This is a genomic window from Novosphingobium sp. Leaf2 (assembly GCF_001421325.1).
GTDB lineage: Bacteria > Pseudomonadota > Alphaproteobacteria > Sphingomonadales > Sphingomonadaceae > Novosphingobium.
Genome location: NZ_LMJY01000004.1, coordinates 23,304 through 45,777, shown reverse-complemented (window position 1 = coordinate 45,777; position 22,474 = coordinate 23,304). Strand labels below are relative to the sequence as shown.

Sequence of the window (22,474 nt, the reverse complement as noted above, 5' to 3'; positions counted from 1 at the left end):
CCCGGCATCCGCGCTTTATGGCGCGGGTGCCGGTCATCGCCGATCCCCGGCCCCGGTCAGGGCATGAAGAACCCGCCGTTCACGTCCAGCACAGTGCCGGTGACGAACGATGCCCGCTTTGAAATCAGGTACTCCACGGCGGCGACGATATCGTCCGTCTCACCCAAGCGGCCCGCCGGTATATCATCGACATAGCCGGACTTGTCGCCAAAACTCTCGCTTTGCGGCGTGACGATGCGGCCGGGGGCGATGCAATTGGCAGTGATGCCATGCGCGCCGACCTGCCCTGCCAGCACGCGGGTGAAACCGATCACGCCCGCCTTCGTCGCCCCGTAATGTGCACCGGACAGGCGCGAGCGCATGCGCCCGCCCTGCGACGAGAAGTTGACGATGCGGCCCCATCCTCGTGGCTTCATTAGCGGCAGTAGTGCGCGGCACATCAGGAAAGTGCCGGTCAGATTAACCCCGATAACGCGGTGCCACTCCTCAATGTCGGTATCCTCCACCGCTAGTGAGCGCCCGCCATGGCTGGGGCTTATTCCCGCGTTGTTGATGAGGATATCGGCATAGCCCCATTCCTGGGCGATCCGCCGGGCACAGGCCTCGACACTCTCGTGCTGCGATACGTCGCATTGCACGGCGATGGCGCCGGGCATGGCGTTTGCCATGGTTTGCACGGCATCGCCGTTGACGTCGATCAGCGCGACGCGGTGGCCGAGATCGACAAGTCTTTCGGCGATCGCACGGCCGATCCCTTGCGCGGCGCCGGTGATGACCGAGGACGTGATTTGGTTCATAATCATTCTCCCGAAGAGTATATATGGGGCCTGAAGCTGCCCGTTGGGCCGAGTAACGGCTTGCCTAACGCGTGCAGGCGGAACACTAAGGCTATCGTATGCATGACATCACGACCCGCACCGCGCCTGCGAAGCGACGCCACGTCACATCCATCGCCACGCGCACGAAAATCATCGAGGCGGCTGAAAAGCTGTTCGCTGACCGGGGCATCGATGGCGTGGCGCTGCGAGAGATCGCGGCGGCAGCGGAGCAGGGCAACAACACCGCCGTCCAGTACCACTTCGGTACCAAGGAAGCGCTCGTCTATGCGATCTTCGATTATCGCACCAACCTGTTCGAGCCGTTGCGCATGGCGATGCTGGAGCGCGCCGAAGATGCCGGATTGCTGGGCGATGCGCGCACGTTGCTGGAAATCATGTGCCTGCCCCATCTGACGATCAGCGACGAGAACGGGCGCCACCCGTATTCCGCGTTCCTGGCGCAGTACCTGACCCGTTCGCGCGCCGAGGGTATTCGCCATCCTTACGACGATCCGGAAGTGCCCGTGCCGGCGCTGCGGCGCGTGCGGCAACTGATCGCGGAGCGCATCAGCTATGTGCCGCCCGTGGAACTGCGCCTGCGCGTGGGCTTGTGCAAGTTGATGTTCCTCAACATGCTGATGCGGCGGGATAGCGGCTTCCCCAATTTCGACCAGGGCATCTCTCTGGACGAACTGGTCGACGACACGCTGGTGCAGATGACCGTTGCGCTTACGGCGCCGCATAATCATCGACAGGCCCCGTTGTTCGATGACCTGATCAGACCTGCTGGCCCGTCATAGCGGATTGTCCAGCATCCGTCGGTAGTGGGGCAGGGCGCGGGCGAGAAAGATCGTCCCCGCAGCCGCCGCAGCAGCACACGTGATCGCCAGCGAATCTCCGACGCGGCGTTCGTCCTTGAACACGAAGTCGGTGATAAGCGCGACCACCGTCGGTGCAAACGCCAGCCCGGCGATGCTGATCACGAACACGTAAATCGACGAGGCGATGCCGCGCATCCGGTTGGGCGTCACCAATTGCAGGGCCGACGAGGATAGCGCCTGCGGCACGCTGTACAGGATGCTGGCGATGGTTGCGATCGATAGCGCCGCCTCATAACTGTTCGCAAACATCAGGGCGAGGCTGAGCGGCACCATCAGCACGCAGCATCCAAGCGCAACCGCCAGCAGGCTGTCGCGCCGCCCAAGCCGCTCAACCGCACGCGCGATCCACGGGCTGACGAGGACGCCCAGTGATCCGGTCACAAGCACGGCAACGCCGTATTGCACGCCGACCTGAGACGCCGGGACGCCGAACTTGCGGATCAGCACGGTCGGCATCCAGGCCGGAAAAGCATAGAGGGGGATGATGAAAAGCGGCATTCCAAGGTAGAAGTTGGCGTAGAAGCCGCGCCCGCGCCTGAACGTGTCACGGATCTGCGCGCCGGACATGCGCTGCACTTCACCGTCCCCCGTTGCCGCAGCCGACGCGGCACGCCGCAGCGGCTCCTTCACAACGGTCATCATCGCCGCGATCACCAGGCCGGGTACGCCGGCAAGCAGGAAGACCAGTTGCCACGGCTGCATCGATTGCAGCACCGGGATGCCCGCCAGATGCCAGCCTTGCGCGGCATCGAGCAGCAGGCCGCCAAAGATCAGCGCCAGCCCGCCGCCCAGATAAGGGCCCATCATGTAGATGCTGAAGGCGCGTGGGATCATGCGGGGCGGAAACGCATCGGCGATGATCGACCAAGCGGCGGGCGTCAGGCACGCTTCCGCCCCCCCAACGCCAAAGCGCGCCAGGAACAGCTGCCAGTAACTACGCGCCAGTCCGCAGCAGCTCGTGCCCACGCTCCACAACATCATGCCGAACATCAACACGCGCTTGCGATTGCCGACATCGGCGACGCGCCCGAACACCGGGCTCATGATCACATAGGCAGAGGTAAAGGCGATGCCCTGCAGCAGGCTGAGGCGGGTATCGTCCAGTCCGAACGCGGTCTTGATCGGGCCGACCAGCAGGTTGAGCACCTGCCGGTCGATGAAGCTGCACGTGTAGGCCAGCGTTAGAACGAAGATCAGATACCAGCCCGCCAGCGAGCCGCGCTCCTCCTCGCCGCTGCGCCCAGCGGGTGTCGCCGCGTCGATCGTTGCCGGATCGACGGGCGCGTCGGCGGGAAGGATGGGCGTCATGGCCGGGGGGCGGATACGGCGGCGGGATCGATCTTGCGATCAGGCTCGAAGCCGCGCAGCAATTCGAACTTCTGCACTTTCGTCGCGCTCATCGGCCAGGACTCCACGAAGCGGACGTAGCGCGGAATCTTGTAGCTAGCGATGCGGCCCGCACAGTGGCGGGCGACGTCTTCCTCGCTCATGCGCGCCCCCGGGTTCAGTTCGATGAAGGCCGCGGCGACTTCCATAAGTCGCTCGTCCGGCACGCCGACGACCTGGGCCATGCGGATGGCCGGATGGGTTGCCAGGAAGCTTTCCAGTTCGACCGCGGCAACGTTCTCGCCCCCGATCTTAAGCATGTCCTTGAGGCGCCCTTCGTACACGAGGCGCCCCATTGCGCCGATACGGCCAAGGTCGCCTGTGTGCAGCCATCCATCCGCGTCCACGGCGACGGCGGTTGCGTCGTCGTCATCGAAATAGCCTGCGAAGACACCGAAACCGCGAACGCGAATTTCTCCAGGCTCGCCATCGGGCACGATCGTGCTATCCTGCGCGAAGATCGCAACCTCCATGCCCTCGCAGATCGGGCCGGAGGTTGTGAACAGCACGTCATCGGGATCATCGATGTTGCTGTAGCAGGGCACGCCGGTCGCTTCCGTAAGGCCATAGCTGTTCACGTACTTCGCGCCTGGAAACAGCGCACCATAGCGGCGCATGAGGTCTGCCGGCCCAACGACGTGATTGATCCGCAGCGCTGACTGGTCGTAGCGATCGAACTGCGGATGTGTGACGAGCGCGGAGATGATCGTCGGAAAACCTGCGTAATGTACCGTCGGGCGCCGATCGATCAGAAGCGCCAGGGCTTCGTCCGCGGAAAAGTGGCTCATGCCGATAAAGCACGCGCCGGTCGCGCGGCATCCGGCCATGGGCAGGATCGTGGACATGTGGAACAGCGGCAGCGGATCCCACACGCGGTCCTGTGCGGTGAGGCGGAAGCTGCCTGCCATCCTCTGGCCCATGAGGGTAAGGGAAACGTGGGTCAGCATGCACGCCTTGGGCCGGGACGTCGTGCCGGAGCTGAAGATGATGAGGCCGATATCGTCTGGCCGCACGGCAACCGCGCGTTCGAACACATCCTCGAGCGTCACGTTCTGTGCGCGCGCATCCAGCAACGCCGCCCCCGGCCAGTTGCCCGGCCGATCGTCACCCAGTTCCACCACCAGGCGCAAGGCGGGCGCGGCTGCGACATGCAAGTCGCCGCCACTCCATGTCGCCAGTTCGGGAAAGACCTCGGCCAGCATCGGACGATAATCACAGAACTGCCAGGCATGGCCGCCGACCAGCAACACGCTGATCTGCGACTTGGGGATGACGTAAGCCAGATCGTCAGGCCGGTAGCGCGCGTTGAGCAGCACGGCGCAACCGCCTACCATCTGTATCGCATAGTAGAGGACCACGTAGTCCCAGCAGTTGGGCGCCAGAATGCCTACATGGTCTCCGGCCTTCACGCCCAGACCAATCAGGCCCCGCGCGCGCTGGACGACTTCATCCAGTAGCTGCGCGTATGTCGCTTCCCGCCCGTCATAGACCAGCGCCGGGCGGTCGGCGAAGCGTTCGGCGGCACGTACCAGCGCCCCCCCGACCGTCATCGGATCGGGTGTCATCGCGACAGGGGGGAGGGGGGCGGTGTGGGGCAAGAATGTCTCCGTGAATGAACCGATGGGGCTTGGCGCGCCGATCAGGGCATGCGCCACGTCAACTGCAGCGCCACGGTCCGCGGCATGGCGCCAAAGCCGGCCTGGTCCGCAATCCGGCTGTTGTTGGTGCCGGTGCCAAGGCCCGACCCCGATGCATCGGTGACGCCGGTTACGACGAAGCGATTTGTGAGGTTCTTGCCCAGCAGTGCCAGTTCCCAACGCTCGTCTGCGGTGCGAATGTGGATCTGTGCATCAAGGTTGATGTACGATCCCTGGCGCGACAGCGGCGAACCGAAGGCTGATGTGAGGTAGCTGGAGCTGTACCGGCTGTCGATCCCGAACCCGGCGGTCAGGTTTTCGCCAACGCTGGTGTCGTACTTCATGCCCAGCGTCGCGGTCCAGCGCGGTGCGGCGAACGTTGGTACGCCGTCAAGGTTCTGGCCGGGTGTGCCGGGACGTGCCGGCGTGGTCGCGGTGGCGGGGATCGGCGCCACCAGCAGGCCCGGCGTACAGCCGTTAGCCAGCGATTGACCGCCATAGCACGGCGCGATGCCGTTGCCGTAATCGGCCTTGTTGTAGTTGATCGATCCGTTGATCCCAAATCCGGCCAACCCGTGCGGCGCATAGTCGAACTCAACCTCGACGCCGCGTGTGCGCGCGGACCCGGCGTTCACCGAGTTGTAGCTCAGAGCCGCGGAATCCAGATACGTGACCTGAAGGTCGGTGTATTTGAAGTTGTAGAGGCTGACGTTCAGGCGCAGCTGGCGGTCGAACAGCATGGTCTTGATACCGCCTTCGAACCCTCTCGCCTTTTCCGGGTCGAACGTGAAGAAGTCCGCCGATGTCAGCGGCGTCAGGATCGAACTGTTGGAAAAGCCGCCGGACTTGTAGGCCGTTTTGTACGCACCGTAGATGTTGATGTCGGGCGTGACTTTCCAGGCCACCGTTGCTTCGGGAGACCAGTTGTTGAACGTCTGGTTGGCAACCAGCCGCCGGGTCACGTCATAGTTGATTCCGGCAAAGCGCGGGTTCGCATAAGGCTGGAAGAACGAACTGTCCTTGGTTTCGTGAATATAGCGCACGCCGCCCGTCACTTCGACCTGGGGCACGACCTTCCAGATCACCTGGCCGTAGCCCGATAGCGTCTCGCCGTTCGTCGTCGATTGCTTGGCGTACTGAACGTAGCGATAGCCCTGCGGCGCGGCGCTGTTTTCGGAGTTGGCGTTGATCACCACCTGGTCGAACGTGCGCTTCGTGTTCTGATAGTAGCCGCCCAACAGGAAGTTGATCGGCCCATCGAACTGCGACAACGCGCGAAGTTCCTGGCTGAACGCGCGCCACCGGCTGACTTCGCCGCCCCAGATGTTCACGGTCGGCGAGGACTGATAATCGATGTCAGCAGTCCAGTGGTTGCGGTTGAAATTGTAGTTGGTAACCGACGTGATCGCCAGCTTGCCCAACTGATAGTCGATATTGCCGGTGGTGCCCCAGGACCGGTAATCGTTGAAGTTATAGTCTCTCACGAGCGCGGTCTGATCGGCGATATCCTTGGGCAGATCATTCATCCGGTTGTAGAAACCGGGCGTGCAGGCAACCCCGGGCGTGGTGGTGCTAGTGCCGCCATCGCAGGCGAAGATGTTGTAGTTCCAAGCGCCGCCCCGCGTCTTGTTCAGGCCGAAGTTGGCCTTGATCGTAGCGGTCAGGTTGTCGGTCGCTTCCCAGCGCAGCGTGCCGCGGACAAGGATGTCGCGTTCACGCGGACCGGATTGGCTGGGAGGGGCGACATGCGCGGTGTTGGGCGCAATCGTGCCGGCGGTGGGCGTGTCGCGCGTATTGTAGATTATGTTGCCCGCGCGGTTGTCGAACAGCGATCCGAAATCCTTCGATCCCCGCACGGCAAGGCGAAATCCGACGGTGTCGCTGATCGGGCCGGAGATGTAGCCTTCGCTATAGACCTTGTGCGCGTTGAACTCATACCCGCTGCGTATTTGCGCAGTCAGATGATCGGTTGGGTTGGCGGTGGTGATGGAGATCACACCGGCGGTGGCGTTCTTGCCGAAGAACAGCGATTGCGGGCCTTTGAGAATTTCCATCGAGGCCAGGTCGAAGAAACCTTCGTTGATGGTGCGACCCTGGCCGTAATAGACGCCATCGACGATCACGGCGACGGACTGCTCAACCCCGATCGACAAAGAGTTGGAGCCGATGCCGCGCAATGTAAGCTGCGCGCCTGAGCCCGAAACATTGCGCCCGATCACAAGCTGGGGGGTGGCTGCGGCGATCCGCTCAAGGCTGGTGAGATCGCGCCGGGCAATCTCCTGCGCGGAGAACACCGTCACGGCGACGGGGACTTCCTGGGCAGACTCCGCACGGCGACGCGCGGTGACGACGATATCGCCTGCAGGCACCGGCTCTTCGGAAACCTGCGGGGCAGCGGTCTGCGCGAATGCGGACCCTGCTGGAAATGCTGCGCCCAACAGGGCGGTGCCTGCGAGTAGAATGGCGCGCTGAATCTGCGATGTGCGAATATCGGAGTGCATTTCAGAAGATCCCCTCGACGAACGTTTTCCGCGCTTTTTGCGCTGGTGCGATCCGCTGCGATTATGTCGCTTGTTGCGGTCGATCTGAAATCTACCCCGTTATAAAATTAAGGCAACTGACTTTTTTAAGGTCCACAAAAAATCTTGCTATTTCAGATCAGGCCCGCGCTTTTGAAGGGACGTTACAGTCATCGCGAAGCGATCTCTGAAGTTTTGTAAGCAAAGCGCTTACTCAAACTGCTATTCTCGCCTGCACCCAGTTTTGCGCATCCGGGCCGCTGACCCAGCGCAGTGCGTTGCCCAACAACTGCCTGTACTGCGCGTTCGCATAGGTTGCTTCGCTGTCACCGGGCTGGATGTACACCAGCGGGCTGTTGCCGGCGGGCTTGGCCCATGCCAGCACACGATTGGCGCCTGCCGCGGGCCACGGCTCACCCTTACCGTCAGCAAGCCGCTGAACCGCGCGGCGCGCCGAATAAAAGCGTTCCGGGGTAATATCGGTTTCGAGATAGAGTAGGGGGTGAATGGCAGGATCGTCGAACACGTGCTGCGCGTACAACTCGTCCACCAGCGCGATGCGATTCGGCAGTCCAGCCGTCACCGGATGCGTCGGATCGGCAATACGAGCGGTGTAGGCAACGTCGCCAAGATACCCTGAACTCGCGCGCGGCTTGCCTTCGATCACCGCGTCCCGGTACAGAAACTGCCCGCCTATGGCTCTGGCGTACGGCGGCCAGGCAGGCCATCCGGCGATCGCATGGTGCAGCATCACCATGCCTTTGCCTTCGTGCATCAGCGCCTCGAAGCCAGCGGTGAAACAGGCTGGCGGCTCTACAAAGGCGGGGCGCTGGGCAACGGGCGCGCGAAAATCCAGGCCCGGCATGTCGTAAAACAAGATGGCGTCATACCGGCGCATATGTTCGGGATTGAGCAGGACAGTCGCGGCCGGTTGATCGACCATCGTCGGCTCGCACCCAACCGCCCGCAGCATCGCTTCCAGCTTGTCGCGAGAGAATGCGTGGCCTTTGGTCACAACGAACAGTTCGATGTGCTCTTCCTTGCGGATCATGCGTGCGTGCTTTCAGCGAGCGCGAAAACGAATGGGCAATTCGCGCAGGGGCAGGGTAAGGAAGTTGGCGCGATGGATCGGCTCGGTCAGCGGGCGAGCGAGGGAGATGTCATCCAGTCTTTCGAGGATCGCCAGAATGCCGGTGGCGATTTCCTGCCTGGCCAGCACCGCCCCCACGCAGAAATGCGTGCCAGCGCCGAATGCCAGGTGCAAGCCCGCATTGCTGCGATCCATGTCAAACGCATGCGGGCATGCGAATTTCGCGGCATCGCGATTGGCGGCACCATAGCGCACGATGACAACGGAATCCTTGGGGATCAGCGTGCCGCTCAACTCCACATCGCGGGTGGTGCGACGGCGCAGGCCTTGGGTCGGGCTTTCGAAACGGATGACCTCCTCGACGAAATTCTTGACCCGGGAGGGGTTTTCGCGAAGCCGCGCCATCTGATTGGGATGATTGATCAATTGCATCAGCGCATGGCCGATTGCCGTCATCGTCGATTCGAAACCGCCGCCGATCAACTGACTCATAATGCTCTGCAATTCCGCCATCGACAGCGGTTCTTCATTCTCGCCATGAGCGTTCGCAAGCGCAGAGATCCAGTCGCCGATCGGGTGGACGCGCCGTTCCTCGAACAGACTTGCAAGGTGATGCTGCGCCTCCAGTTCGATGTCCGCATTGCGCAGCAATTCTTCCTCAGTCATCACGTAGGATGCGGGCGCAAGCATCGCATCCGCCCATTTTTTGAAGGTCGCCACCTGGTCGGACGGCAGGCCCATTTCCTCGGCCAGGATAGTGCCGGGCAGCAGCATTGCGTATTCGCTGATGAACTCACACTCGCCTTTATCGACGAATCGGTCGATCAGGCGATGCGCGGTCTCCTCGATGTGCGGGCCCATTTCGCGCACCCGGCTAACCGTGAACACGCGGTCTACCAGTTTGCGATAGCGGGCATGGTCCGGTGCGTCGGTCCGTTGCAGCGTGGCAATATGCGGCCATCCGCGCGCTTCCATGTAGGTACGCAGCTTTGCAGCATTCTCAGGCCCCTGAAGCGAAGCGCGATCGACTTTGTTGGAATACGTGGCCGGGTCAGTCAGCACGGCGCGCAAATCTGCATAGCGCGACACGATGTAAAAGCCCGTTTCCGGCATCCGGTAGATGCCCGGCGCATCCTGCATGGCCTCGTACATCGCGAAAGGGTCGCTTTGCGTCATCGGGTCGAGCAGGCTGAATGATTCGAGCCGCTCCCGCGCGCTGACATCGGCCATGGGGTTCTCTCCTGGTTTTTCTTTGTGTCGATATTATTAGATCATTCGCCTTACAAATAAAGGGCTAATCTTCGCTTTGATGTCACTCCGGGTCTGTTTCTTGACCCACCGCGTGCGGCCCGAATTGGGGCATGTCCGATCAGGTTTTTCCCGATAAATTTAGTGTATCCGCGTCCTCTTCCGCATCCTGCGGCAAGCACTGAAACGCATTCCCACGATTTTTGCGGACATTTCAGGTAAGCGCGTTGCCTTATAAAGTGCATATCGATACCCGGTGGTCAGAAAATATCGGGAGAACAGCATGCGAAGGCTCCAAGGACGGGTCGCCATCGTGACGGGCGGCGCATCGGGTATCGGCAGCGCCACCGTGCAAAGGCTCGCGCAAGAGGGTGCACAGGTCGTCTCCACCGATCTGGCGGCTCAAAGGCACGGGGCCTCGGGTGCCGCCTTGTGCCTGGTTCACGACGTTCGCGACGAGGCGCAATGGATCACGGTGGTGGAAGCAACGCTCCAGCGGTTTGGCAGGCTCGACATCCTGGTCAACAATGCTGGTATCACCGGGGCGCAGCCGATCGAAGAGGTTACCCTGGAGCACTGGAACACCATGCTCGCCGTCAACCTGACCGGCACGATGCTGGGCTGCAAGCATGGCGTGCTGGCGATGCGCGACAATCCGGGCGGACCGAGCGGCTCGATTATCAACATATCGTCGATGGCGGGGTTTATCGGCATGGCGCAGACACCGGCTTACAATGCCACTAAGGGGGGCGTGCGCCTTCTTACCAAGTCGGTCGCGGTGCGCTGTGCCAGCGCGTATCGCGGCATCCGTTGCAATTCGCTGCACCCCGGAGCGATCGACACGCCTATCCACGAGCGGCGCTTGTCAGCGTCACCCGATCGTGAGGCAGCGCGCAGTGCGATGGATGCGCTGCAGCCTGTCGGGCGGATGGGAACCGCCGACGAGATGGCGGCCTGCATCGCCTTTTTGGCCAGCGACGATGCAAGTTTCGTCACCGGCACCGAGTTGGTCGCCGATGGCGGATGGCTTGCCGACGGTGGTAGCACACGCCTGCCGCCCACGGTTGTTCAAAACGATAGCGCAATCTAAGTGGGAGGCATCAGCGCGTGCGCTAGGCGGCGGTTCCGGCCATGCTATCGCGCGCGTTGCGGGTGTAGACCAGATTGATGCTGGTGAACGTGACCGCCTCGGTTCCGTCCGCCAGCACCACTGCATAGCGGGTCTTGGCAGTGCCGCGATCGGCGCGGGATCTTGACGGTTCCAGGCTCACGATCTCACTGGTGACGTGGATAGTGTCTCCTGCACGGATGGCCCGCTTGAGGCGCAGCTCATCCCAGCCCACGCCGCAGACCCAATCGATGTCCCAATTGATCTCGTGATCCATCTGCCGCCACAGCGCCAGCACGAAGATGCCGCTGGCGACCACTTCGCCAAATACGGAATCGCGCGCGCTCTCGGGGTTGGTGTGGAACCACTGGGGGTCGTACTTGCGGGCAAATTCCAGCATCTCGTCCAGCGTTACCGTACGCGGCGCTGACTGGCGGAATTCGCCGAGCACAAGATCTTCGAACGTCCGGCTGGGCTTGGCGGGGGTAAAGGGCGCGCTCACAATCTTCCTTCGCGTTTTTCGTTCAGCACGCGGGCCAGCCCTTGCTGGCTGACCGTGGCGACAAGCGTGCCATCGCGGCGATAGATGTTGCCTCTGCCCAAGGCCAAGGCATCGGTGGAGGCCGGACTGTCCAGCGCATAGAGCATCCATTCGTCCGCCCGGAATTCATCATGGAACCACACGGCGTGATCGAGGCTGCTGCTTTGCAGGAAGTCGTTCGCCCAACCGATACCCAATGGCCCAAGCGCGGTGTGGAAGATGTGCAGGTCCGATGCGTAGACCAGCAGGCGCTGATGCACGTCCAGGGGCCCGTCGACAATGCCGTTGAACCGGAACCACAAGGCGCGTGTAGCGGGACGCGGCGTGCGTTCATCGAACGAAAAAAAGCCGACTGGACGCCAGTCCACCTGCTGGCGCCGACGCCAGAACGGGCGGTGACGCTCGGGCAGACGATCCCCGTAGTTCGCGACCAGTTCGTCCAGGCTCGTCAACTCTTCAGGCGCGGGCACGTCGGGCATCGGCATGCCGTGCCGCCCTGCCTGCTCCGGCGCCTTGAACGATGCCATCATGTTGATGATCGGGACGCCGTCCTGCGTCATGCGCACCATGCGATTTGCGAACGAGCGTCCGTCGCTTTCGCGGGTGACCTGCATCTCAAGCGGGCGGTCGATCAGGCCGGGCTTGAGGAAGTACGCATGCAGACTGTGCGCTGTCTTGTCCTGCGGCACCGTAAGGCGTGCGGCGGCCAAGCATTGCGAAAGCGCCATCCCGCCGTAAAGCCGCAACAGGCTGCTGGGGACCGGCTGTACGCGAAAATGGTCAGGCGCAATTTCATCGAACGCGTAGCCCAGGCGGCGCTCAGTTTCGGGATCATCGACGAACGGGTTTTCATCTATCAAATCGGGTGTCCATAACTTGGTATCGCGTCCTGCGGCGTGGGCTTAGCAGGGGGCACCCAGATTTTCGAAACCGAAACCGCAAGAAGGGTCAACTATCTGCAGCAATTCGACCACGTTGCCGTCGCAGTCCCGGCCATACGTGGCCCGCGTGGCCGCCGATCCCCCGGGTGGACCGTTGAACACCATGCCCAGCGCGGCGAGGCGTTCGTACTCGGCGAAAACATCATCGCAATAGAGGCACAAGTGCGTGATGCCACGGTCGCACATTCGGGGATGGACGGTCTGGGGATCGTTGCTGGTGTATTGAAACACCTCGATATGCAGATTGCCGAGACGGATCATCGCATAGCGCGCGCTGCTGTTTTCAAGGCCCACCATCTGGTCGATGCGCTGGTTGCCGGGCTCCCAGCCACCGGGCGCGCCCGCCAGTTCGAACCCGAACCAGCGCTGATAGTGGTCGATGAACCGTTCAAGGTCCGGCGTCGAAATGGCCAGGTGATGGACGCCGCGGATCATGCCGTCTCGCGCGCGGCCTTCACCGCCTTAACGATCTCGGCATTGGTGGGGTTGCGGCGCAGGGTGAGACCGCCGTTCACCTGCAGCACCTGGCCGGTCATGAAACAGGCGTCGCTCGCCAGCCAGGCCACGGCCTCTGCGATATCGTCGCTGGTGCCCACCCGCCCGAGCGGATATTCCTTTTCGAACGTTTCGATGATCGCGCTGTTTCTGGCGGCTTTTTCCGTCATGGGCGTGGCCGTAAAGCCGGGTGCGACCGAATTTGCGCGAATGCCCCTGTGGCCAAATTCATTGGCGACACAGCGGATCACGTGATCGGCTCCAGCCTTGGTGCCCATGTAGGCAGCATGATCTTCCAGCATGATGGAGGCGGTGGCCGATGAAATCTGGATCAACGAGCCGCCATCGCGCATCACGCGCAGCATCGCCTGATAAAACAGGATGGCGCCGGTGAACTGCAGCGCGGTCATGCGCTCAATCTCCGCCTTGGTCGTCTCCAGAAACGGCTTCAGCAGGCCCCACCCGGTGGCGTTCACGGCGATATCCACGCCGCCGTAAGCCGATTTCGCCGCTTCGCCCAGGCGGGCCAGATCATCTTCACTGGTGAGGTCACATCCGGTTACCGCCAGACCGCCGATGTCCGCCGCCAGCCGTTCGAGTTCCTCGGCCTTGCGCCCCGCAACGATCACGGTCGCGCCATCGGCGGCAAGCCGACGGGCGATCACCTGGGCCATATTGTCCCGGTTCGCCGCGCCGGCAACGACGGCGATCTTTCCAGCCAGATCGGCCATGATCTTTCTCCCGTGGATCAGGCGGCGCGCAGCAAAATCGCGCACACCGCCATGAAATAATCAGTCCTGCTGGACCCAGCGATCGCCCAGCACCTGTTCGACTCGGGCGTGTTCCGGCACCCGGTTGAGGCCAATGCGACGGTCCAGTTCCTCGTGCCAGTGGTAGATGCGTCGCTCCTGATAATTGAGCGGCATCCCCTTGAAGCCAGGGCTTTCCAGGGATTCCTGGATCTGAGGCGCGTACTGCAGATCCTCATAAAGGATCCGTTCCCAGTTGTTCAGTCGGGTCGGCCACAGCGGATGGGGATTTTCGGGATCATGGTCTGGGGCCAGCCAGCTGGACACCACGCGTGTGCGCTTCGTGCCGATGGGCCAGAACTGCAGGATCGGGATGCCGGTTGGGGCCGGGGGCATGATGAAGTTGGGATAGATCTGGTAGCTGACGTTGTTTTTCGCCGGAAATTCGGTGATCGACGCGATCTGCGGCATACCCACGGTGCCGGGGTCCACCCAGTCAGGCCGACGGTTTGGCGTCGCCATGCGGCTGTGGCCACCGGGCCAGAGCGTGACGATCATCGAGCGATGATCGAGGAACCGGTCCACCGTATTGATGTGGATCGACTTCAGGTGATACACCTCCAGAAACGCGTCGAGCAGAACTTTCACGTTGCAGTCGACTTCGTAGCTGCGGCTGTCGACCAGGCGCAAGGTATCCAGCTCGAACTGCTTGAGCTGCTCAGCCATCGGGCCGATATGTTCGATCAGCGTCTGGGCATCGGGGTCGCGGTTGATGAAGATCAGCGAGCCCAGCAGTTCGCAGCGCACCTGCACCAGCGAACGGCAGGACATGTCGAAATCGACGAAATCGCGTTTGTCGCGCACCGCCGTCAGCTTACCGTCGAGGGTGTAGCTCCAGCCGTGATAGCCGCACACGAAGCCGCGTCCTTCGCCGGCTTCCTCGGTAACCAATGGCGCGCCGCGATGCTGGCAGGTGTTGTAGAAGGCCTTGACCTCGCCCTGCAGATTGCGCGCGACGATGATCGGCACGCCCGAATTGCGGGTCAGGAACCACGAGCCGTTGTTCGGCAATTGATCGGTATGGCCCGCATAGAGCCACGCCTTGTCCCACATCATCTCCTTTTCGAGGCGCAGGAATTCGGGATCGGTGTAGCGGGTGCCGGGGATGTCCGGCAGCTTGGGAAAGCCCTCGGGCGGGCCTGTACGATCGCGCTCATAATCCATGCGCGCGAAATCGTTTTCGGGCTTTTGATCTGTAACCAGATCCAGCATCGGCCTTCTCTCCCTTGCCTGCCGCATCCATTTGCGGAGCGGCGGCGACAGAATCAAAAAACATTCATGTCTGTTTGATTCTGTCGACGTGATGCTTGCGATCCTACCCCCGCCGCGATAAAACAGTCAACAGTGATTGTAATTTCATCAGCTGGTTGGCGGGGCGGTCGGTCCGTCGCCGAATTGCGCATCTCGCTTGTTTGCGTACGCGGCGATGCCTTCGCGGCTGTCCGCGCTATCCAGCGTTGCCTTGCCCCATGCATTGCCAACCGCCAGTGCCTGGTCGATATCCATCCCGGTGGACAATTCGTACAACGCGCGCCCGTCGCGGATGGCCTGCCAGCTGTTCGCCAACATCGCTTCGGTCACGGCGATCGCCCGGGTGAGCAGGCGGTCCGCCGGTACCACTTCGGTCACCACCCCCAGTTCGTAAAGGCGGCGCGCGGGCAGCAGTTCACCGGTCAAGATCATCGCCAGCGCGGTGGCGCGCGGGACCTGCGCGGCCAGGCGCTGGATGCCGCCGGCAAAGGCGAACAAGCCGCGTTTCACTTCGCTGACGCCCATCATCGCGTGGTCGGCGGCAAAGACCATGTCGCACGCCATCATGATCTCGAAACCGCCGGCGACCGCCGCGCCGTTCACAGCGGCAATCAGCGGCTTGCTGCGCTTGCGCTCGGTAATCCCGCCAAAGCCGCGCCCCGGTATCAGGCCATGGCCCGCGCCGATCTGTTCCGCTTCCTTGAGGTCCATCCCAGAACAAAAGGCGCGATCGCCAGTGCCGGTGACGATCACGGCGCCGACCGACGGGTCCGCCTCCGCTGCAGTGATCGCCGCGTCCATGGCGCGGGATGTGGGCGCATCCAGCGCGTTACGGGCGGGTTCGCGATCAATCGTCAAAAGACAGATCGCACCGCGTTTTTCGATGACAAGACCATGCGTCATGGTTCTCTCCCGTTGATCGTTCTCTCGTCGAAAACATAATTTTGAAAGGATGCCGATTGAGATCGTTTGAAAAGCTGTATCATCATGGGCTGATCGTTGATGATATTCACGCATCCATGGCGCAGTTGAGCACGGCGCTTGGTGTCGATTGGGCGCCGGTGCGTACGTTCGATCCGCTGCGGGTATGGCTGCCGGACGTTGGTTGGTCGCAAGCGCACCTGCAGGTTACCTACTCGCGGCAAGGCCCGATCCATATCGAGCTTATCCAGGCGGTGCCCGGGGGCGCGTACGATGTGCTGCGCGGCGTATCTCCCGCGCATGTCGGAGCGTGGACCGACGATGTCGGCGCGCACGTGGAAAGTTTGATGGCGGAGGGCTGGCGTCTGCTTGCGGCCGGCGCATCGCCCAAACACCGCTATGGCCAGATGGCCTACATGGTCCACGGGGATGGTCCGGTGCTGGAACTGGTGGGCGAGGCGATCCGCCCGATGATCGAGGACTGGCTGCGGGCCTGACCGGCATCGTCGGCCCGATGCCGCCGGATGGGTCACAAGGTGGCCATGCTGCCCAGCACCACGGTCGCCTGGCTGGACAGCGTGCCACCGTTACCGTGGGCAAGGGCGATGTTCACATCGGGCAGCTGGTTCGCCGCGTCGCCCCGGATCTGGCACGCGGCTTCGATAATGGCGAACAGCCCGTACATGCCGGGGTGGCAGCACGACAGGCCTCCCCCGTTGGTGTTAACCGGCAGGCTGCCGCCCGGCGCGATGGCCCCGCTGCTGACGAACCGGCCGCCTTCGCCCTTGGGGCAAAAGCCCAGGTCTTCCAGGAACAGGATCGTGTTGATCGTGAAGGCATCGTAAAGCTGCGCGGTGTCGATGTCCGAAGTTGAAACCCCGGCCATCGCCATCGCCCGCGCGCCTGATTCCTTCGCAGCTGTCACGGTCACGTCGGGGGCCTGCACAATCGAGTTCCACCATGTCGCAGCCGCCGCGCCCAATAGCGGCACCGCTGTGCGGGCAAGGTCGCGAGCGCGGTCGATGCGGGTCATGACGATGGCCGCCGCACCATCGGTGACGAGGCAGCAGTCCCGCACTGAGACCGGCGTGCTGATCATCCGCGCGGACAGGCAATCCTCCAGGCTTAGCGGGCCCTTGGCGAACGCTTCGGGGTTGGTGTTGGCCCATGCCCGCGCCGCCAGCGCAACCGCGGCCAGATCCGCCCGCGTGGTGCCGTATTCGTGCATGTGCCGCGCCGCCGCCAGCGCATAGGAGGTGAGGGGGAAGATGGGCGCGTAAGGCGCATCCCATTGGTCGCTGGTGATTTTCGTCGCCAGCTTGCCACCATTGCTGCGCTGGTTCGAACCATAGGCGATCAACGCGCAATCGATGTAGCCGGCATCCAGCATCATCGCGGCCACGGCCATGTGGCTCATGAACGACGAGCCGCCCGTGCGGTTGTTGTCCGTGTAGCGCGGCTGCAGGCCGAGGTATTGCGCGAAGGACAGCCCGGCGAAAAAGTCATCCGGTTGGCAGATGAACAGCGCGTCCACGTCCGGCAGGGTCAATCCGGCGTCGGCAATCGCCAGAAGCGCGGCTTGGGCCGTCAGTTCCATCGACGTGTAGCCAGGCATTTCGCCCACCCCGAATGTCGCCAGGCCGGCAATGGCGGTGCGACCGCGCGGGAAAGTATCGCCCATTGTCAGATCTCCGGCACGGCACGGAACAGCAGTAGCGGCACATCGCCGCCCTGATCCACGAAGGCTTCCACGCGCATGCCGATGGCAAGTGTTTCGGGCGTGACCCCTTCCACGCGGCTCAGCAGCCGAGACCCTTCGTCCAGATCGATCAGCGCGACATGATAGGCCGGTGCAGGCGGTTTGCGCTGGATCCAGGACAGCGAATAAACGCTGCCGGCGCCTGACGCCTCGAACCATTCTAGCGCGTCGCCGGTTCCGGGGGCGGCAAGGCGCGGCGGGAAGACCACGCTGCCGTCCGGCGCGCGTTGCAGGAGCAATCGGCCTTGCGCCAATGCTTCGCGCCAATGCGCCTCCGGGCTGGTCATGCCGCCGTCCTCACCGCACCGCGCGATTGCAGATCGGCGATCTCGTCATCCGAAAAGCCAGCCTCGCGCAGCACGTCAAGGCTTTCGCCGCCCAGCGCCGGTCCCGGATCGCCGATCGCGCCAGGCGTTTCGGAAAAGGTGGTCGGGATGCCGGGGAAACGCAGCGTACCTTCGGTAGTATCGCGTTCCTGCCAGAAGCCGGTCTCGACCAGATGGGGGTCGTCCAGCAGGTCGGTCAGGCTCTTGATCGCGGTTGCCGGAATGTGCGCCTCACGGAACAGGTCGACCCACTCCTGCGTGGTGCGCTGTTCGATCGCATCGGCCACTTTGGCCAGAACGGCGGTGATGTTCTGGGTGCGCGAACGCATGGAGGCGAACATCGGATCGCGCGACCATTCCGGGTTGCCCAGCGCATCGAAAAACGCCCGCCAGTGCTTGTCGTTATATATCATCACGCCGATGTAGCCGTCTGCGGTGCGATAGGGCCGGCGCGCCTCGGACGTGGCGCGGGGGTATTCCGGTGGGCCTTGCGGCGGCACGAACAGCGATCCGCACAAATGCTCTACCATGGTGAAGGACACCAGCGTCTCGAACATCGGAACTTCGATTTCCTGGCCAATCCCGGTCTTCTCCCGCGCGTACAGCGCCGCAATGACGGCGTAAGCGCCGGTGAGCCCGGCCACCTTGTCGGCAATGACCGTGGCGGCATAGGTCGGCTCGCCGCCGGACAGCCGTGCCTGCAGATCGACGATGCCCGAGGCGGCCTGCACGATGTCATCATATGCGGGGTAATCCCGGTAGGGTCCGCTGCGCGCAAAGCCGTACAGGTTGGCGTAGATGATCGCCGGGTTAGCGTCGCGCAGCGCCGCATAATCAAGCCCCAGGCGCCCGATGGCGCTGGATCGCATGGAGTGGATGAACACGTCCGCGCCCTTTGCCATGCGCAGCAATGCTGCGCGTGCTTCCGGCTGCTTGAGGTCCAGCACGATGGAGCGCTTGCCGCGATTGACGTTGAGGAACATCGCGCCGCGTGATGCGTCCGGCCCCGGCGGAATGAAGCGCGTGGTGTCGCCCTGCGGGCTTTCCACCTTGATCACGTCAGCGCCCAGATCGGCGAAGATCTGCGTGGCATAAGGCCCCATCAGCACGCTGGTAAGATCAAGCACCCTGACGCCCGCCAAAGGTCCCTTGCCGGTCCCGCTCATTCAAATTCTCCGCTTCCAAAATCTTGATTATTGCCAGCGCGCCTGCCCCGCGTACTCTCGCGTGTATGCACACGAGGGGAGTTTGCCGGAAAATGAAAGTTCACCTGATCGCGGCGGGCAAGTTCCATGACATCGATTATGCCCGCCTCGAACTGCTGAAACTGCTGGCCGAGCAGCCGCGCATCCGCGCCTCGGTGGCGTCCGACTATGCCGATGTTGCCAGCCTGGCGGCGGCGGACCTGCTGATTACCTACACGTGCGACATGGTGCCCACGACCGACGCGCAAGTGGCTGCACTTGAAGCGTTTCTTGCGCGCGGGGGGCGCTGGCTGGCGCTGCACGGCACCAACGCGATCCTGCGTTTCGGTGCGGACGGCGTGGTCGATACGCCTGATGAAGTACCCGCCTTCACCGGCCTGCTCGGCACCCGCTTTGCCGGCCACCCGCCGATCGCCCCGTTCAAGGTTTTCGTGACGCGCGGCGATCATGAAATGACGCAGGGCCTGCGCGATTTCCGGGTGGAGGACGAGTTGTATCTTACCCGCCGCACCGCTGACATCGACGTGCTGCTGCACACCAGCTTCACCGGCCGCTGCGACGAATTTCGCGATGCCGACTGGGACGAGGCGCAAGTGCCCGTGCTGTACGAGCGAGCCGTGGGGAAGGGGGCGATCCTGTACCTGACGCTGGGCCATTGCCGGGGGCATTACGACCTGCAGCCCGTCAGCCCGTTCTGGCCACACCCGCAGCGCTGCGCGTGGAACTACCCGGTCTTTCACGAGCTGCTGCGCCGGGGCATACGGTGGGGAACGGCTCACGCGGCTTGATCGCGCGACTGGGGGCGCAATGCACGCAGCTGCGCCTCCAGTGTTTCCAGCACCGGCTCCACCAGAGCGGCATCCATTGCGCCGGTCAGCAGGTTGACCGCCATGCCTTCCATCGTGGCCTGCGAGATGGCCATCGCCAGCGCGAACTTGGCCGGGCTTTCCTGCCATTCGGGATAGAGCTGCACCGCAAGCTGGTTGAACCGCTCGCGAAACTCGACCTGCAGAGGCAGCAATACGGCTGCGAGGTCCGGGTCGGTCCGCGCGGCTACGGCCAGTTCGTGGAAAGCCACGAATGCCGGCTTTTGGATCTGGCGCCAATAGGCACGCACCATGGCCCGGTGATCGAGTGCGCTCAGTTCCGCAGAGCGGCGGAACGCACGCAGCCGGCGCTCGTGAAGATGCATGATCGTGGCCTTGATCAGTGACGCGCCGTTATCGAAATGGTGCAGCATCGCCCCGCGTGACAGGCCGGCTTCCAGCGCGACCTGCGGCGTCGTGGTGCGCGAATATCCGCTGCGCACCAGCACCCGGATCGTCGCCTCGATCAGCCGCGCGCGCGTCTGGGCGCTTTTTAGCGCCTGCATCGTCGGTTCTTCCGCGCCGGCTCGTTTCACTGGTCCGCGCTCTCCCATGCCAATGGCTACGTCGATCAGCCGGGAGTAACCTAATCCAACCAATAAAAAAAGACATGCATGTTTGCCTTTTTAATCGGAAATGATGTCTGGACCGGGCTGACGGCGGGTCGCGTCCCGCGTCAGCCCCGCCCGCGCGATTTCTCGTATGCGATCCAGGTAGGCAGTCGCTCCGGGAAATCCGCAGGCTTGGGTTCGGCATACGCATGATTGCGCAGCGGAGTGGACAGGATGTTCGGGTACTTGTCGATCGGCACGTAGTAGAGAAACGCGATCGTGCGTTCGGCGAATTTCCAGCCCGCGTCGGTGTTGCGGTACGTGTCGTCATAGCGGATCGCGGTGACCATCATCTGGCCGTTGCGCCACAATTCCGCATGGCCGATGACCCGTCCGGTCGCGTGCTGCGATCCGTCGCCCACGAAATCGAGCTGCACGTCGTGCATGAAGTGATGACCGGGGCCGAGCGCATCGAAGCGACCGTCGTACTGCGCCATGATCGCATCCACGCCGGTGGCATTCATCACGCCGTCTGCGGATTTCAGCACGGCGTCGGGCGCGAACAGGTCGCGGATGGCGGCGATGTCACGGTCGTCGATGGTGAAGCAATACCGGGCGATCAACTGGCGGATCTGCGATTCCGCCTCCAGCCTGGCGATGCGCGCTTCGATGGTAGGCATGATGCTCTCCTTGTTAGGATGGTGCGCGTTTCTGAGGATCAGTTCGGCCCCGGTTTGCGCTCTTGTGCGGCGTTGGCGCCGGCGATCCTGCCGAACACCACCGCGTTGCCGATGGATGCCCCACCTGCAGCATAGCATTGGCCGAACATGCCGCCGGTCGTCTCGCCGGCGGCATAAAGCCCCGGCACGGGGCGGTCGTCGGCGCCAAGTACGCGGGCCTCGGTATCGATGCGAACACCGGTGCCGGTCCAGCAGATGATGGCTGGCCGGATGTGCGCAGCGTAAAACGGACCTCGGGCCACGGGGCGCAGCATCCCGGCGGGTTTGAAGTAATCCAGATCGCTGCCGCTGTGCGCCATTGCATTATAGCGTTCGATCGTGGTGGCGAGGCGGGCGGGCGGCATCTGCAGCTTGTGCGCCAGTTCTTCCACCGTCGGCGCGCTTGTCAGGGTTCCGGCATCCACGTGATCGCGCAACCGCTCTGCCGTCCAGTTGGGGGCGGGCCGGTATTGCGTCGTTTTCGAGGACAGGCGCGCGTCTTCATCGAAGATCGCGAAACAGTCCTGCCCTGGCTGCTCGTCCAGCACGGCGGCGAGAACGGAATACTCGATCGTCTCGTCGATGAACCGGCGTCCATCGCGGTTTACCATCATCACCCAGCCCGGCAGATAGCTTTCCAGATCCCTGGCAAAACCCGGCGTGATCAGCAGCAGGCCGCGATTGGTCTGGCTTACCTGTCCGCCCACTTGCGCGGCCAAGCCAAGTCCATCGCCCAGGCAGGTCGGCGCGCCGATATACCAGTGCAGATCGCCATGACGCGCGGCATCGGGGTAGAGTCGGGCGAGCATTTCCGGGTTGGCGCCAAAACCACCCGTGGTGATCACGGTTGCGGCGCTGCGCACGGCTTGCCCTTCGGTCACGATGCCACACACGCGGCCATCTTCCACCAGCAGGGTATCGACGCGGGTGCCCAGAACCGTATCGATGCCCTTGCCCGATACGTATCCGTCCAGTGCCTCCACAAGACCTGCGCCGTCTCCGGTCGCGCGGTGGCCACGCCGGATCTTGTCCACGCCTGATGCATACAAGTTGTCCTGCGTGAAGCCGACGCCGATGTGCCGTAACCATTCGAACGCCGGGCCGGATTGATCGCACAAAGTCCGTACAAGCGATGGCTCCAGCTTGTACTGGTTCAGCGTCATATAATAGTGGAACATGGCATCGGCGGTATCGTCCACAATGCCGGCTTCCCGTTGCAGCGATGTCCCCGCCGCATAGAACACCCCGCCCGACAAAGCGCTGGAACCGCCAGTGCGGCCGGCAGCCTCCACCAGCAAAACCCGTGCGCCATCATCCGCCGCGACTGCCGCGGCGCTAAGCCCTGCAGCCCCGCTGCCGATGACGATGACATCATAATCGGTCATTGCGCTATCGCTCATGAT

At 62.9% G+C, this 22,474-nt stretch carries 22 protein-coding genes; 4 read left to right on the top strand and 18 right to left on the bottom strand.

The genetic code is table 11. The annotated features are described in order from the left end of the window. Positions 1-56: 56 nt before the first annotated feature. Positions 57-797 carry an SDR family NAD(P)-dependent oxidoreductase gene (locus tag ASE49_RS04405; protein WP_056768914.1) on the bottom strand — a complete coding sequence of 247 codons (741 nt, stop codon included), beginning with the start codon at positions 795-797 and terminating at the stop codon, positions 57-59. Positions 798-895: 98 nt separating this feature from the next. Between ASE49_RS04405 and ASE49_RS04400 the strand changes: the two genes are divergently transcribed. Then, on the top strand, positions 896-1,618 hold the full coding sequence (locus ASE49_RS04400) for a TetR/AcrR family transcriptional regulator (protein WP_056768913.1): 723 nt from the start codon (positions 896-898) through the stop codon (positions 1,616-1,618). Here the strand turns inward: ASE49_RS04400 and ASE49_RS04395 are convergent. The 5 genes from ASE49_RS04395 to ASE49_RS04375 form a co-directional block, all read right to left on the bottom strand. Continuing rightward, positions 1,613-3,007 carry a spinster family MFS transporter gene (locus ASE49_RS04395; protein WP_056768912.1) on the bottom strand — a complete coding sequence of 465 codons (1,395 nt, stop codon included), beginning with the start codon at positions 3,005-3,007 and terminating at the stop codon, positions 1,613-1,615. The two genes, ASE49_RS04400 and ASE49_RS04395, sit on opposite strands and share 6 nt — an antisense overlap. Further along, a complete protein-coding gene (locus ASE49_RS04390) occupies positions 3,004-4,683 on the bottom strand; it encodes an AMP-binding protein (RefSeq protein ID WP_162234223.1) in 1,680 nt (559 codons plus the stop codon). Before ASE49_RS04390 ends, ASE49_RS04395 begins: the two co-directional genes overlap by 4 nt. Before the next feature lie 41 nt (positions 4,684-4,724). Next, positions 4,725-7,223, bottom strand: coding sequence for a TonB-dependent receptor (locus ASE49_RS04385; protein WP_056768910.1), 2,499 nt, complete (start codon positions 7,221-7,223; stop codon positions 4,725-4,727). A 232-nt stretch (positions 7,224-7,455) separates the two neighbouring features. Continuing rightward, on the bottom strand, positions 7,456-8,292 hold the full coding sequence (locus tag ASE49_RS04380; RefSeq protein ID WP_056768909.1) for a ThuA domain-containing protein: 837 nt from the start codon (positions 8,290-8,292) through the stop codon (positions 7,456-7,458). A gap of 12 nt (positions 8,293-8,304) precedes the next feature. Then, entirely contained in the window at positions 8,305-9,561 is a 1,257-nt protein-coding gene (locus tag ASE49_RS04375; RefSeq protein WP_056768908.1) for a cytochrome P450, read from the bottom strand. Between the two features lie 301 nt (positions 9,562-9,862). Between ASE49_RS04375 and ASE49_RS04370 the strand changes: the two genes are divergently transcribed. Next, a complete protein-coding gene (locus tag ASE49_RS04370) occupies positions 9,863-10,669 on the top strand; it encodes an SDR family NAD(P)-dependent oxidoreductase (protein WP_082456299.1) in 807 nt (268 codons plus the stop codon). 22 nt (positions 10,670-10,691) lie between these two features. On the opposite strand, the gene ASE49_RS04365 is transcribed toward ASE49_RS04370, so the two are convergent. The 6 genes from ASE49_RS04365 to ASE49_RS04340 form a co-directional block, all read right to left on the bottom strand. Beyond that, positions 10,692-11,189 (bottom strand): MaoC/PaaZ C-terminal domain-containing protein, encoded by a 498-nt coding sequence (locus ASE49_RS04365; RefSeq protein ID WP_056768907.1) that lies wholly within the window; start codon positions 11,187-11,189, stop codon positions 10,692-10,694. Further along, positions 11,186-12,088 carry an acyl-CoA thioesterase gene (locus ASE49_RS04360; RefSeq protein WP_056768906.1) on the bottom strand — a complete coding sequence of 301 codons (903 nt, stop codon included), beginning with the start codon at positions 12,086-12,088 and terminating at the stop codon, positions 11,186-11,188. Before ASE49_RS04360 ends, ASE49_RS04365 begins: the two co-directional genes overlap by 4 nt. Before the next feature lie 42 nt (positions 12,089-12,130). Then, positions 12,131-12,604, bottom strand: a complete 474-nt coding sequence (locus ASE49_RS04355) for a VOC family protein (RefSeq protein WP_056768905.1) — start codon at positions 12,602-12,604, stop codon at positions 12,131-12,133. After that, positions 12,601-13,395, bottom strand: a complete 795-nt coding sequence (locus tag ASE49_RS04350; RefSeq protein WP_056768958.1) for an SDR family oxidoreductase — start codon at positions 13,393-13,395, stop codon at positions 12,601-12,603. The genes ASE49_RS04355 and ASE49_RS04350 overlap by 4 nt, the downstream gene beginning before the upstream one ends. A gap of 60 nt (positions 13,396-13,455) precedes the next feature. Continuing rightward, positions 13,456-14,685, bottom strand: coding sequence for an aromatic ring-hydroxylating oxygenase subunit alpha (locus tag ASE49_RS04345; protein ID WP_056768904.1), 1,230 nt, complete (start codon positions 14,683-14,685; stop codon positions 13,456-13,458). Between the two features lie 147 nt (positions 14,686-14,832). Continuing rightward, entirely contained in the window at positions 14,833-15,627 is a 795-nt protein-coding gene (locus tag ASE49_RS04340; protein WP_056768903.1) for an enoyl-CoA hydratase/isomerase family protein, read from the bottom strand. 56 nt (positions 15,628-15,683) lie between these two features. On the opposite strand from ASE49_RS04340, the gene ASE49_RS04335 reads away from it, so the two are divergent. Continuing rightward, the gene (locus ASE49_RS04335) at positions 15,684-16,142 is read left to right on the top strand and encodes a VOC family protein (protein ID WP_056768902.1); all 459 of its coding nucleotides are present in this window, start codon (positions 15,684-15,686) and stop codon (positions 16,140-16,142) included. Positions 16,143-16,174: 32 nt separating this feature from the next. Here the strand turns inward: ASE49_RS04335 and ASE49_RS04330 are convergent, their stop codons facing one another. From ASE49_RS04330 to ASE49_RS04320, 3 genes are read right to left on the bottom strand one after another with little or no spacing between them, the layout of a single operon-like run. Continuing rightward, positions 16,175-17,326, bottom strand: a complete 1,152-nt coding sequence (locus ASE49_RS04330; protein WP_056768901.1) for an acetyl-CoA acetyltransferase — start codon at positions 17,324-17,326, stop codon at positions 16,175-16,177. Between the two features lie 2 nt (positions 17,327-17,328). Further along, positions 17,329-17,691, bottom strand: coding sequence for a Zn-ribbon domain-containing OB-fold protein (locus ASE49_RS04325; RefSeq protein WP_056768900.1), 363 nt, complete (start codon positions 17,689-17,691; stop codon positions 17,329-17,331). Next, on the bottom strand, positions 17,688-18,896 hold the full coding sequence (locus ASE49_RS04320; RefSeq protein ID WP_056768899.1) for a CaiB/BaiF CoA transferase family protein: 1,209 nt from the start codon (positions 18,894-18,896) through the stop codon (positions 17,688-17,690). Before ASE49_RS04320 ends, ASE49_RS04325 begins: the two co-directional genes overlap by 4 nt. A 92-nt stretch (positions 18,897-18,988) precedes the next feature. Between ASE49_RS04320 and ASE49_RS04315 the strand changes: the two genes are divergently transcribed. Then, positions 18,989-19,723: a ThuA domain-containing protein gene (locus tag ASE49_RS04315; RefSeq protein ID WP_056768898.1), complete on the top strand. Its 735-nt coding sequence runs from the start codon at positions 18,989-18,991 to the stop codon at positions 19,721-19,723. Here ASE49_RS04315 and ASE49_RS04310 read toward each other — a convergent pair. From ASE49_RS04310 to ASE49_RS04300, 3 genes are all read right to left on the bottom strand, one after another. Beyond that, the gene (locus tag ASE49_RS04310) at positions 19,711-20,307 is read right to left on the bottom strand and encodes a TetR/AcrR family transcriptional regulator (RefSeq protein ID WP_056768957.1); all 597 of its coding nucleotides are present in this window, start codon (positions 20,305-20,307) and stop codon (positions 19,711-19,713) included. The two genes, ASE49_RS04315 and ASE49_RS04310, sit on opposite strands and share 13 nt — an antisense overlap. A gap of 170 nt (positions 20,308-20,477) precedes the next feature. Continuing rightward, positions 20,478-21,032, bottom strand: coding sequence for a nuclear transport factor 2 family protein (locus tag ASE49_RS04305; protein ID WP_056768897.1), 555 nt, complete (start codon positions 21,030-21,032; stop codon positions 20,478-20,480). A gap of 38 nt (positions 21,033-21,070) precedes the next feature. Beyond that, positions 21,071-22,471 carry an FAD-dependent oxidoreductase gene (locus ASE49_RS04300; protein WP_056768896.1) on the bottom strand — a complete coding sequence of 467 codons (1,401 nt, stop codon included), beginning with the start codon at positions 22,469-22,471 and terminating at the stop codon, positions 21,071-21,073. Positions 22,472-22,474: the final 3 nt, after the last annotated feature.